The sequence below is a fragment of the Candidatus Krumholzibacteriia bacterium genome (assembly GCA_035649275.1).
GTDB lineage: Bacteria > Krumholzibacteriota > Krumholzibacteriia.
This window is the reverse complement of the sequence record DASRJW010000120.1, coordinates 1-12,890: the sequence shown is the minus strand read 5'-3', so window position 1 is coordinate 12,890 and position 12,890 is coordinate 1. Positions and strand designations below refer to the sequence as shown.

The following is a 12,890-nucleotide window of genomic DNA, read 5'->3' as shown; positions in this document are numbered from 1 at the left end:
GTATTGAAACCCAACGTGATCCAGCCGGATCCTCGCCTCAATCCGGCCCTCGGCCTCCGGGGCTCCGCTGATACGGAGGAGCACCGAAAAACTCGCATCGACCGACGGGCCCTCGCGCCCTACCGCCTCACTCCCGCCTCGTCGGTCTAACCAGCTGAGGCAGGGATAGAGCACCAATCCCCACTTTGGTGTCCACCCCGGCCCCGGCTGCTGGTTTCTCTGAGCGACCCGTCGGTCGCTGAGATTGTTCCTGACCGGCTGCTAGCTCTTTCACCGGCCAAGAGCTTTGCAACCTGAGCAAGGCACCCTTCATGCCATTCCAGCGCCGAAAATTAACGGTAAAGACAGCAAACACTTGCACCCCCTCGGGGGGCTCGCCGAAGATTTCGCGCCGGTCGTCCCATCGCAGGTGCAGCAAGCGCTTTTACACCCTTTCGGTCCTCGGACTGTAAGTCGTTGAAAAAACGACCTGTCACACTGGCAAGGATTTTTATTGTTGGGTGCCCGTGAGGAACCAAGTCTCGTCACGGGTCGAAAACGGAGCGAGCCGCAGGACCACGAAGACGAGGAGGACGAAAGAGCGGGCAACGGCGGCGGAGGTAGGTGCGCGAGGCGGTTCAGTCGGAGGCGCGGGGCACGCTGCAACCGTACAGTTTGATCTTCTGCAGCAGGTTGGGATAGCTGATGCCGAGAACGCGGGCGGCTTCGGACTTGTTCCCCGCCACCCGGCGCATGGTGTCGCCGATGACCTCGGCCTCCACGCGCGCCAAGTGAGCGCGGAGCGAAATCCCCTCGCGGAGCACCGTCGCTTCGGGCGGCAGCCCCGCCGCCTTCAGCTCCTCGGGCAGGTGCTGCGCGGTGATGGGCCGCCCCTCGTCGGCGAGGATGACGGCGCGTTTCACGCACTTCTCCAACTCCCGGACGTTGCCCGGCCACGAGTACTGCTGCAGCAGGTGGATCGCCTGCCGCGAGAAGGCGGGGATGTTCTTGTGCAACTCCGCGGCGGAGCGGCGCAGGTAGTGTTCGATGAGGTGCTTCACGTCCCCCTTGCGTTCCCGGAGCGGCGGGATGGTGATGGGGAAATCGTTGAGCCGGTAGTACAGGTCCTCGAGCAAGTGGCCTTCCTCCATCTCGCGGCGGAGGTCGCTCTTGGAGGCGCAGATGACCCGCACGTCCACCTTGCGGAACTCGTTCGCCCCCACCGGCCGGACCTCGGAGGAATCGAGGAACTGCAGCAGTTTCCCCTGCATGAAGAGCGAGGTCTTGCCCACCTCGTCCAGGAACACGGTGCCGCCGTTCGCCGCCTCCAGGAGCCCCATCTTGGTGGTCTCGGCGCCGGTGAAGGCGCCGCGCACGTGGCCAAAGAGTTCGCTCTCCAGGAGTTGCTCGGGTAAGGCGGCGCAATTGAGGGCGATGAACTTGCGCCCGGCGCGGTCGCTCATGAGGTGCAGGCAGTGGGCGAGCAGCCCCTTCCCCGTGCCGGTCTCGCCCGAGATGAGGACGCTGCAGTTGCTGCGCGCCACCTTCTGCGCCAGCGCCAGCACCTGATACATGGCCGGGTCGGAGGTGATGATGCGCCGCAGCGCCGGGTGCAGCGTCGAGCCGGCCGGTTCGGCTTCGGGTTCCTTGAAGTCCTCGCGGAACAGTTCCAGGAGAACGACGCCGGCGAGGTTGGCGTAGGTGGCAATGAAATCCACCTCGTCCTGACTGAACGCGGCGGGTCCCTGGGAGCGCGGACGTTCCAAATACAGCATCCCCAGGCGGCGCTCCTCGAAGCGCAGCGGCTGGCAGCAGATGGCGCCGGCCCGGCGCACCACCTCGGGGTGGCGCTCGCCGAGCGCCTCCTGCACCCGGGTTGAAACGTAGGGCTCCAGCCCGGCGTCGACGAAGGTGCGCGCCAGCGCCTGCGCTTCGCCGCGCTCGAGACCATAGGCGCCCTTCAGCAAGGGTTCCTTGCGATCCGGAAGGAGCACGGCCAGGAAAGCAGCGGAGCACTCGGTGCGATTGCTGAGGGAGCGCAGCATGACTTGCAGCTGCTCATCGAAGCTGTGGGCGGGATTCGCCAGGGCGTACAGCTCGCTGAACAGATTGAGCTGGTTGGCCGCGCCGCTCGTGCCCGCCACCAAGGCGCCCTCGAAGTCCTTGCGCAACGCCTGCACCTGGAGCAGGAGCTCCGGGTCGGCGCACTCTTCGCAGACCCGTTCCAGATCGTAGAGCACGAGCAGGCCGTCGTCGTGATTGCCGAGCCCCTTGTGCGCCTGCGCCAGGACGATGCCGGCGTGACAGTAGCCCGCATCCTCCTCGAGGCGGCGGAAGGCTTCCACCGCTGCCTGGGCCTCGCGACCGGCGCGGAGCATGGGCTCGCGCCCTTGCTGGGTCAGGTACGCTGCGGCGAGCGCGGTGCGGCTCCAGGCCAGCTCGTAAGGATTGCGCGTCTTCTCGAAAGCTTCGACGCTCTGCAGGAACGCTTCCACCGCCAGACGGGGGCGGCCGAGCTCGACCTGCGCCCTTCCCATGATCCGGTAGATGAATCCGATCTCGTGCTCTTCACCGCAGCCTTCACAGATCTTCAGGGCGCGGCGCGCCGTGGCGACGGCCTGCGAGCGCAGGCCGCTCCGGAGCTCCAGCTCGGCGAGACGGCGCAGCAACTCGCCCACCACGTCGCCCTTCGGCGCCAGGGCCCGGGCCTTGCGCAGGCCGCTCTCGTAGTTCTCCCGCGCCTCGTCGAGCCGGCCCTGGGCGAGCATCATGTCGCCGAGGAACTCGTCGGTCAGCGCCTGGGAACGGGCGAAGTGATGCCTCTCGGCGAGCACCCGCGCTTGCAGCAGGTATTTCTCCGCTTGGTTGTAGCGGCCGGCGAGAACGAGGGCGCGACCCATGGAATTGAGCACACCCACCAGGGTGGCGCTGTCGCCGAGCTGCTGTGCCAACCGACGCGCCCGGCGCAGATGCGAGACCGCCTCGTCGAACTCGCGGGTCTTGGTGTAGACGATCCCCAGGTTGCCGTGGGTGCGGGCGAGCTTGCGGGTCAAGCCGAGCTTCTCGCACAGATCCTTCGCCTGCATCAGAGCCCGGATCGCTTTGTCCCATTGGCAAGCGTTCTTGTAGACGATGCCGAGGTTGGCGTGCACGTTGGCGACCCCGGCTTGATCCTCGATGCGCCGGTAGGTCGCCAGGGCGTCCAGGTTCAGCTGCTCGTACTCCGCCGCGTGGCCGAGGCGGCCGTGACATTCGGCGGCGATGGTGAGGGAGCGAGCGTATTCGGCGTGCGCGGCGCTCGCCTTGAGCAGCTCCATGGCTTGCTCAGCGTCGCGCAACGCCGCCTCCGCCTGGCCCTGGGCGACGAGGACCTCGGCGCGGCAGCGGAGCACGATGCCCTGCTCCAGCTCGGATTCGTAACCTTGGAGGAATTGTCCGGCGCGCTCGAGCTCGACGCAGGCTTGTTCGAGTAGCCCTTTGGAGCGATAGCAATCGGCGATCTTGCGGCTCAAGCGCGCGGCGGCGACGGCGTCGAACTCGTCGCCCGAACCCAGCTCGCGGCAAGCCGTGCTGTAGTACTCCAGCGCCGCCCCGTAGCTGTCCGAGGCCAGATGGAAGTCCCCGACTTCCTCCAGCGCACCCAGGGAGGCCCCTGGTGGCTTGCCCTCGAAATCAGGAGGATCGTGCCGATCCCGATTCAACATGGACGCCCCCGGCGAGATCGGGAGTCACACTTGTCTCGGTCGAGCCGGCTGTTCAGCGCCAGGCTCGCATGATGGTCACCACATGCTGCTTGAGCCACGCCGCCAAGCCCCTCGGGCTCCAGAACGTCCTGCTATCCGTGTAGCCGATCGTGGGAACTACCGGCCCTGGACCGATCCCGCCCCGATTCGGCAAGTCGTCGTCGCCGGGGCCGGAACCTGCAATGGGAACTGGGTCGGCAGGCGGTTGCGGCCCAATGCTGGGGGTCTTCACAGTCCCCGGCTGCAGGGCCGTCACCGCGTCGTCACGTCGTGAGCTTGTCGGAGAAGCAGAGGCAGAAACCACGAGGAGGGTAGCGATGAGCACGCACGCCCAAGCGGTGCGATGGATCATGCCCCGACTCCTTCCACTTCGATGCCCCAGGCTCTCGAAGTCCCCGCTGACGCCTGGAACGATGCGGCACCGAAGCCTTGCGAACCTGCACCCGCGGAAAAGTCGATCCGTCCGTGGGTGTTCGGAAGCGGGCTTGTTCGCAATATTAACAGGGGGAAAGGCGAAGTCAAGGATGCCCCTGTTTTTCCTGCGCTTCCAGCCGTTCCGCTGGGGCATGCGACTTGCCCTCGGCGAGGGTGAACCCACGCCTGGAGGGGAGCATGCTCGACGCCGTGATCCTCGGCGTGCAGGGGGTTCTGGTTCCGAGCCGGTCGTTCCAGCAGGCAGCCATCGCCGCGGCCGCGCAACGGTTGGCCGCCGAGGGTGTGCCGCCGACCCTCTTTCTCGCTGCCGCCGAGCGCAGGCTCGCCGCCACCGGCCCTCGTGCCCTGGTCTCGCGCACCCTCCGCGACCTGGATTGCACCCTCCCGCCCCAGCGGGTACGGGCTGCGGTTCTCGCCGCCCGCCACGCCATTCCCGCGTTCGTCCTGGATCCAGAAGCCCGGCAAGCCTTGCTCGCCCTGGCGGCCCGCTGCCAGCTCGGCTTCCTCGACAGCGGTTCGCCTGCGGTCATGGATGCGCTCCTCGACCGCTGCAACCTGGGTCGTCTCGTCACCACCAGGCTTTGGGCCGAGTCTCTCGGCTGGTGCGCCCGTCCCGGTCGCTGCCTGGCCTTCCGCTGGTTGGCTCGCCGTCTGGCACTCCCGCCCTCTGCCTGCGTGCACGTCGCTCAACCGGGTCCGCAGCGGGAGGCGGCCCGCCGGGCAGGCTGGCAGGTCTGGCCGCACGACCCCACCCCCACCGGCACTCTCGACTTCTCCCGACTCCTCGACTGGGTGGATGCGCGCGAGACGGAGCACTGAGGCAGCATGGATCCGAGCCGCACCGTGAAGTACGCCCTCGACCGGGTCTTCGCCTTCGTCCTCCTCCTGCTTTCGAGCCCCCTCTTCGGGCTCATCGCTCTCGCCGTCCGGCTCGACAGCCCCGGCAGTCCGTTCTTCCTCCAGGAGCGCATCGGCGCCCGCGGCCAGCCCTTCACCATCTTCAAGTTCCGGACCATGCGGAATGGTGCAGAGCGCGACGGTCTCGGCGTCACCACCGCGCCTGACGACGAGCGCATCACGCGCCTCGGCTCCTTCCTGCGCCGCACCGGTCTCGACGAGCTCCCGCAGCTGCTCAACATCCTCCTCGGGGAGATGAGCTTCGTCGGCCCGCGTCCCACCCTCCGTTATCAAGTGGATGCCTACACACCGCGGCAGCGCCGCCGTCTCCTCTTCCGCCCCGGCATCACGGGCTGGGCGCAGGTGCACGGCCGGAACGACATCTCTTGGGCCGAGCGCATCGAGCTCGATCTCGAGTACGTCCGCACCCACACCTTGGGCCTCGATCTCGGCATCCTCATGCGCACCCTGGGAGTGGTCCTGCGCGGTCGCGGCATCTACGCCGCTGGCGGCAGCAACGACGGTTTCTTGCCCGCGGGCACCGACGGCCCTTTGCCCGCCCACGACTCACTGCTGCAGGCCGGCGACACGCCTCCCGTCGCGTCGGCTCCCGGTGACGACGACTTCTTGGCCACCGACAGCGAAGGTCGCGTGCTCCGCCTCGGTGCCGATGGAACCCTGCAGCCCGCCAGCACTTCCCCTCGCTCGAGCCGCACGCCGGCTCCCACGCGTCGCGACCCAGTGACCTCAGCTGCCGTCCCACCGGCTGCGAGCAGCTCCACGCCGATGCGTGCAGACAGAGACGAGATGCAGTCTGCGCCGATGCATGCAGAGAGGGACGAGATGCAGTCCACCTCAGTACGTGCCGAGAGGGGCACGATGCAGTCCGCGGCGGTAGGTGGAGAAGAGAGCGAGGCGCCGCGCTCGCCCGCTCCGCTGCCGCGGTGGGTCGAACCGGTGCGGACACCAAGGCGCCCCCTCGCGCACGACGCCGTGGAGGCCGGATCGCCCAGCCGCACCGAGCCGGCGGCGCCGCTCCTCGTGGTCGGCGCCGGCGGCCACGCCCGCGTCGTCATCGACGCCGTCGAGAAGGAAGGGCGCTTCACCATCGCCGGAGTTCTCGACGATGCCGCCAGCCCCGGAACAGAATTCCTCGGCTACCGGATCCTCGGTGGCCGCGAGGTCGTCGAACAACGCGAGACGCCCCGGCGTGCTGTCGTCGCCATCGGTGCCGCCGCGGCGCGAGGAGCTTGGATCGCCCATCTCGCGTCGCTCGGCTACGAACTGCCCGCCATCGTGCATCCCAGCGCCGCCGTGGGACGCGGGGTCGAGCTCGGCGCCGGCACGGTCCTCCTGGCCGGGGCCGTGGTCAACACGGGAGCGCGACTCGGTCGCGGCGTCATCGTCAACACCAGCGCCAGCGTCGACCACGATTGCGTCCTCGCCGACCTGGTGCACGTCGCGCCCGGCGCCCGCCTCGCCGGCAACGTCCGAGTCGGTGAACGCGCCCACCTCGGCATCGGCGCTTGCGTCATCCAGGGCCTCGAGATCGGCGCCGACGTCATCGTCGGCGCCGGCGCTGCGGTGGTGAACGCCATCCCCGCCGGCACCACCGTGGTCGGCGTGCCGGCGCGCCCGGTGCGCACTCCTCCCCCCGCTCCGCCTGCCGCACCGGCGAGCCCAACGCCTGCGATCTCGCAGCTGCCGCGCGCTTGAGGATCGGTCGAGCAGCGCGTCTCGACCCATCGGTTGCACTCGCTTCAGCATGTTGGCGTCCCGCGCCGTGCCCGCACCAAGAGTCCGGCGGGGGCGTCACGTGCCCGTGGCGAGCGCATGGAGGCGCGAGCAGGGCATCGTGTCGAGCGAGGAGCGCGCAGGAGTGCGCGCGACGAGCGTCCCCCGCCGGCCTCTTGGTGCGGGCACGGCGCCTGTCGTACTCAGTCTGAAAGTGAACGCGTATCGAGACCGTACTTCTCGATCTTCTTGTAGAGGTTGCTGCGCTGCATCTCCAGGGCGCGCGCGGTCTTGCTGATGTTGCCGTCGTTCTCCGCCAGCTTGCGCACCAGGAAGCGGCGCTCCGCGTCGTCCTTGAAGTTCTGGAAGGTCTGGTGCCCGAAGAGATCGTCCATCTCCGTGCGCGGTCCGGCGTCGCGCTCGAGAAAGACCTCTGTCGCCTCGACGCGCTCCCCCCGCGACAAGATCACCATGCGCTCCACCAGGTTGCGCAGCTCCCGGACGTTCCCGGGCCAGGCATGCCGCATCAGGATGTCCAGGGCGTGGGGGGCGACGGTCTTCGGCCGTTGCCCCAGGCTATCGGCGACACGGCCCAGGAAGTATTCCACCAGCTGCGGGATGTCCTCGCGGCGCTCGCGCAGCGGCGGCACGTAGATGGGCACGACGTTGAGCCGGTAGTAGAGGTCCTCGCGGAAACTGCCCCGCCGCGCCTCGCCGAGCAGGTCCTTGTTGGTGGCGGCGATGACGCGCACGTCCACGACGCAGGTCTCGTTGCCGCCGACTTTCTCGAACTTGCCCTCCTGCAGCACCCGCAGCACCTTCGCCTGCGCCGCCAGGCTCATGTCGCCGATCTCGTCGAGGAAGAGCGTGCCCCGGTCGGCCTGTTCGAACTTGCCGTCCCGGTTGGCGATGGCCCCGGTGAAGCTGCCCTTCACGTGACCGAAGAGCTCCGACTCGATGAGCTCTTCCGGAATGGCGGCGCAGTTGACCTCGATGAAGGCTTCACTCGCCCGGCGACCGTGCTCGTGCACCGCCCTCGCCACCAACTCCTTGCCGGTGCCGTTTTCACCCACGATCAGCAAGCGCACATCGGTCTGCGCCACCCGGTCGATGGTGGCGCGGATCTCCTCCAGGCGGACACTGGACCCCACCATCTCGTCGCGCCCGGGGTGGGTGCGCTGCAGCTCCCGGTTGCGACGCACCAACTGACGCTGGATGACGGCGTTGCGGACCGTGACGAGCAAGCGCTCCTGGTCCAGGGGCTTCTCGAGGAAGTCGAAGGCGCCCTTCTTGGTGCACTCCACCGCCGTTTCGATGGTGCCGTGGGCCGAGATCATCACCACCGAGACGTCGGCGCGGCCGTCCCGGATCTTCTGCAGCACCTCGATGCCATCCATACGGGGCATCTTGATGTCCAGCAGCACCACGTCCACGCTCTGGTCGGTGAGCAGCTCCAGCGCCCGCGGCCCATCCTCGGCCGCCAGCGTCTCGTAACCTTTGTATTCCAGGAGCCGGCGCAGAGAGCTGCGGATGCTCTCCTCGTCGTCCACGATCAGAATGCGCGTCGCCACGTCGGCCCCGTTCCCCGCGCGCGGACGCGCACGGCGCACGCATTCTAGCATCCCCGTGCGACGCGACCGCGATGTGCGCCGCTTGCCGGCGGCGACCGCCGCGCCTACCCTAAGGGAGCGCGGTGCGACCGCGGGGCCGCCGTCGCCAGCGAAGCGCTTCGTCCGGCGCCCACAAGGTGGTCACGCCCCCCTCCCTGGAGAGTCCCTTGCTCGCCCTGAAAGCGCTCACCTACGAGGAACTGCAGGCGCAGGTGCAGACCCTGGGGCTGCCGCGTTACCGCGCCGCGCAACTGGCCGACTGGGTGTACCGCAAGGGTGCTGCCGATCTGGCCGGCATGCGTAATCTGCCCCTCGTCCTACGCCAGCGCCTGCAGGGGGAGTTCCACCTGACGCCGGTGGCGGAAGCGCTGCACCGCCTCTCGGAGCAGGATGGGACGCGGAAGTTCCTCCTCCGCTTCGCCGACGGCGCCGCGGTGGAAACGGTGCTCATGCCCATGCCGGGACATCACACCGTCTGCATCTCCTCGCAGGTGGGCTGCCGCTTCGCCTGCAAGTTCTGCCTCACTGCGCGGCGCGGCTTGGTGCGCCAGCTGAGCCCGGACGAGATCGTCCAGCAAGTGCTGCACGTGCGCCCCTTCGTCGGCGCCGCGGGTCTCAACGTCGTCTTCATGGGCATGGGGGAACCGCTGGACAACTTCGACGCCGTGGTGCAGGCGATCCGTGTGCTCGGGGCGCGACGCCTCGGCAACATCGGGGCGCGGCGCATCACCGTCTCCACCACCGGGATCCCGGACGCCATCCGCCGCTTGGCGGACCTGGATCTGCGCGTCAAGCTGGCGGTCTCGCTCAACGCCAGCGACGACGTCGAGCGCAAGCGCTTGATGCCGGTCTCGGGCCGCCACACGTTGCGCGAAACCCTGGAGGCCGCGGCGTATTTCGCCCGTCGCACCAAGCACCACGTCACCTTGGAATACGTGCTGCTGCGCGCGGTCACCGATCGACCTGAGGATGCGGAACGTCTGCGGGCCCTCGGCACCCCGCCGGGGCCTTTCAAGCTCAACCTGATCCCCTTCAATCCCGATCCGCGGCTGCGTTTCGACCGGCCCGAAGCCGAACGGGTGCGCGCCTTCGCCGCCCGCCTCGAGGGCGCCTTCCGCTCTGTGTCGGTGCGCTGGAGCATGGGCCTGGACATCGAAGCGGCATGCGGCCAGCTGCTCGGGAAGGAAGCGGCGGGAGTCGGGTCTTGAACCTGGAACGGGTTCTGGTCATCGTCGCTCTCGGGGCCTCGCTGGCGCTGCTCGGCCTGGCGGTCCTCGTGCTGCGCGAACAGCGGACGCTGCGCACGCGGCTCGCCGTCGCCTTCGTCTCCGTCGCCCTCGTTCCCACCTTGCTCAGCCTGGTGACGTTGCTCTGGGGCCAGCTGCAACCGCAGACCTGGGCTGCCCACGGCATCCTCTCCTCTCTCGAGAGCACTCTGTATCTCGCCCGGCACGTCCTCGCCGAGCGGCACGCTCTCGCCAAAGGCGCCGCCGACGTGGCGCTGGAACGCCTGCGCTTGGCGCAAGCCGCCGGCGCCACCGACCTGGCCGATCTCCTGCAGGCGCGCTACGAGGCGCTGTACTGCGCCGGCCCTCCGGGGGAAGAGACCGTGCGCGCCCGTCACGGACCGTGGACCGAAGCGCAGGCTGCGTCGCTGGTGCACGACGTCCTTCCCGGCAAACGCTCCGGCGCCGGGACGCCGCAGCTCGTCCCCGCCCCCGACGGAACCTCCGTGGTCGTCGGCGTCGCCGGTCCGGTGGAGCTGGGCGGCGAACCTTACTACGCCATGGTGGCCGTGCAGGTGGACGAGAACGAAGCGCAGGCCATGAACGACGTGCGGGAGAGCTACCAGCGTATGCAACAGCTCCGCTTCCGGCAGCAGGAGATCCTGAAGTTCGTCTATTCCTTCGTGGTTCTCGCCATCGTCTTCTTGAGCTTCGCCCTCGGCCTCGGCTTCCTGCTGGCGCGCAGTCTGACCCGTCCCATCGAGACACTGCAGCAAGCTTTCGCCGCGGTCGCCGCGGGCGAGCTGGGCAAGCAAGTACCGACCGGATCGGGAGGCGAGATGGGCCGCCTCACCCGCGGCTTCAACCACATGAGCCGGGATCTGCAGAGCAGCCACGAGCAGCTCGTCGGAGCCACCCGCCTCGCCGCCTGGCAGGACGTGGCGCGCCGTCTCGCCCACGAGATCAAGAACCCGCTGACGCCGATCACTCTCTCCATCCACCGGCTGCGCAAGCGTCTCGACCCTGAGGACACCGTAGTGCGCGAGTGCCTCGACACGGTCCTGGAAGAAACCTCGCACTTGAAGCGGCTCGCCGACGAGTTCTCCAGCTTCGCCCGCCTGCCCAAGCCGCGGCTGCAACGCACCGATCCGGCGGAGATCCTGCAACAGGTCCTGGAGCTGTACTCGGCGACGCCACGGGTGCAGCTGCACGCCCAGCTCGACGGCGTCCCCCACGTTCTCGCCGACCGCGATCAGATCCGGCAGGTGTTCACCAACCTGGTGAAGAACGCCGTGGAGGCCATGCCCCAGGGCGGCGAGCTCGACGTGGTGTGGAGCGGCGAGGAGGGTATGGTCACCTTCACCTTCGCCGACCAGGGCTGCGGCTTCCCTCTGGACGTGGGCGAGCACGTCTTCGATCCCACCTTCACGACGAAGTCCACCGGCAGCGGCCTCGGCCTCGCCATCGTGCGCCGCATCCTGGAGGATCACGGCGGCGACATCAGCACCGGCAACCGCGATGGCGGTGGTGCCTGGGTGCGCGTCCGCCTACGCGCCGCCCAGGCGGCGACCTGAGGAGGGCAACCGATGTCTCTGGTAGCGTTCCTGCGCGGGGCGAACGTGGGTGGGCACAAGGTCTTCCGCCCCGCCGTCGTGGCCGCGGAGCTGTCGGCCTTCGACGTCGTCAACGTCGGCGCCGCCGGGACCTTCGTGGTGCGGAAGGCGGTCAGCCAAGCGACGTTTCGCGCCGCCTTGCGCCGCTGCTTGCCCTTCGACACCGAGTTCATGCTCTGCCGTGGGAGCGAGGTCATCGACCTCGCCACGGCGGCGCCGTTTCCGCCCCTCTCTTCCCGCGAGGACTTGCGCCCGTTCGTGAGCGTCCTGTCCCGGCGTCCGTCGAAGCTGCCGCCACTGCCCTACACCCAGCCCACCGGCAAGGACTGGGAGGTCCAGCTTCTCGGGGTGCAGGGGAGATTCGTGCTCAGCTGGTGGCGGCGCACCGCGCGGGCCAGGCTCTATCCCAACGAGGTCGTGGAGAAGAAGCTCCTGGTCGCGGCCACGACGCGCAACTGGGACACCATCGGCAAGATCCACCGCCTCCTGCTGGACGAATGAAGTCGAGGCCCGGTTCCTGGCTCCGTCTCGCCCGCATCGACGCAAGGTGAGGAAGCTGCCGAAGCGGTCGAACTCACCGCACGAGCGCGTTGCCTCAACTCCCGGGCCGCAGCGGCCCGAGGCAGAGCAGCAAGACAACGACGACGTCGATCACGGTGCCGATGGGAGCGAACCAGAGGCCGCCCACCGCCGCCAGCAGCATCGCCATCCAGGCGCGGCCGCCACCGGCGAGGAAGACCGCGCTGACCCCGAGCGCCGCGACACCGTAGACGACGAAGATCATCTTCATGAGCGTCGAGCGCGGCTCGATACCTGCGGCGCGGGCGAGGCGTGACCACGGACCCAGCTGCCCGGCGTGCGGCCCGGAGCGCGGCGTGACGAAGTCACCCACGAGGAGGGCGCGGGTGCCGTCGAACGCCATCCAGCCCGCCTGCAGGACCATGAGCGCGCCGACGAGCCAACCGCTCCAGTGCATGCGCTTCCGCTCGATTCTTCCCACGCCGCGAACCACCAGTGCTTCCGCCAGCTCACCCTCCACGCGTACCTGCGTCGATTCAAAGCCGCACACCTCCGGAGAATACAAGATCACCGTCACGAAACATGACAAGGTGGGTTTTCATCGGCGCGCCGTGAGAACTGAACCCGTTCAGTGTCCCTAGAATCTCGACCATCCATCCATTGACCTTAGCCTGTGGTATCGGCTTACGAGTCTTAGTGTCGACGCGCCCCTTTCGCATGAACTGCCTGGGACGGATGGTGATTTGGCCCGCCTGCGTCGGATCCACGCCCTCGCGCTTCCAAACGACTTGGAGCACTTCTACCACGGACGAGCGCAGCGTCGCGTAGTCCGGTGGAAAGAACTCCCAAGCCATTGCCGCACGCTCGGTAATCTGCTCGGAGTTCCATCCCTGCTTCGCCCAGATGGGAGCTGTCTCCGTAAACGCCGCGAGCAGTCCACCTGATTGGCGGAACACCAAGAACAAGAGGACCTCAGCAGGCGAACCCCCTTCGGGCGCTGGGACCTTCACCGCGTCATAGCGGACAAGCCATGCCCTCTCCTTTGCAGCGTCTCCGTAAGGTCGCTCATCATGAAAGTCGATCAGCGCAATGGATGAAGGCTGGGCCGCTGCCCCCAGGATTCTCTCGTCGGGG

At 68.2% G+C, this 12,890-nt stretch carries 9 protein-coding genes; 5 read left to right on the top strand and 4 right to left on the bottom strand.

Annotated elements, in window-relative coordinates; all coding sequences use genetic code 11:
• Positions 1-617: 617 nt before the first annotated feature.
• A complete protein-coding gene (locus tag VFE28_12950; GenBank protein HZM16902.1) occupies positions 618-3,683 on the bottom strand; it encodes a sigma 54-interacting transcriptional regulator in 3,066 nt (1,021 codons plus the stop codon).
• A 651-nt stretch (positions 3,684-4,334) separates the two neighbouring features.
• Between VFE28_12950 and VFE28_12945 the strand changes: the two genes are divergently transcribed.
• Together VFE28_12945 and VFE28_12940 are read left to right on the top strand one after the other, a co-directional pair.
• Positions 4,335-4,976, top strand: coding sequence for a hypothetical protein (locus tag VFE28_12945; GenBank protein ID HZM16901.1), 642 nt, complete (start codon positions 4,335-4,337; stop codon positions 4,974-4,976).
• A gap of 6 nt (positions 4,977-4,982) precedes the next feature.
• Positions 4,983-6,770, top strand: a complete 1,788-nt coding sequence (locus VFE28_12940; GenBank protein HZM16900.1) for a NeuD/PglB/VioB family sugar acetyltransferase — start codon at positions 4,983-4,985, stop codon at positions 6,768-6,770.
• Between the two features lie 221 nt (positions 6,771-6,991).
• Here the strand turns inward: VFE28_12940 and VFE28_12935 are convergent, their stop codons facing one another.
• On the bottom strand, positions 6,992-8,398 hold the full coding sequence (locus VFE28_12935; GenBank protein ID HZM16899.1) for a sigma-54 dependent transcriptional regulator: 1,407 nt from the start codon (positions 8,396-8,398) through the stop codon (positions 6,992-6,994).
• Between the two features lie 167 nt (positions 8,399-8,565).
• Here VFE28_12935 and rlmN point away from each other — a divergent pair, with 167 nt between their 5' ends.
• The 3 genes from rlmN to VFE28_12920 are packed head-to-tail and all read left to right on the top strand — an operon-like array spanning position 8,566 to position 11,738.
• The gene (gene rlmN / locus VFE28_12930; protein ID HZM16898.1) at positions 8,566-9,606 is read left to right on the top strand and encodes a 23S rRNA (adenine(2503)-C(2))-methyltransferase RlmN; all 1,041 of its coding nucleotides are present in this window, start codon (positions 8,566-8,568) and stop codon (positions 9,604-9,606) included.
• Entirely contained in the window at positions 9,603-11,198 is a 1,596-nt protein-coding gene (locus VFE28_12925) for an ATP-binding protein (protein ID HZM16897.1), read from the top strand. Before rlmN ends, VFE28_12925 begins: the two co-directional genes overlap by 4 nt.
• A 12-nt stretch (positions 11,199-11,210) precedes the next feature.
• Positions 11,211-11,738: a DUF1697 domain-containing protein gene (locus VFE28_12920; GenBank protein ID HZM16896.1), complete on the top strand. Its 528-nt coding sequence runs from the start codon at positions 11,211-11,213 to the stop codon at positions 11,736-11,738.
• 94 nt (positions 11,739-11,832) lie between these two features.
• Here the strand turns inward: VFE28_12920 and VFE28_12915 are convergent, their stop codons facing one another.
• Both VFE28_12915 and VFE28_12910 read right to left on the bottom strand, forming a co-directional pair.
• Entirely contained in the window at positions 11,833-12,276 is a 444-nt protein-coding gene (locus VFE28_12915; GenBank protein HZM16895.1) for a hypothetical protein, read from the bottom strand.
• Positions 12,277-12,292: 16 nt separating this feature from the next.
• Positions 12,293-12,890 (bottom strand): hypothetical protein (locus VFE28_12910; GenBank protein ID HZM16894.1); only part of this gene is annotated, 598 nt, incomplete at its 5' end.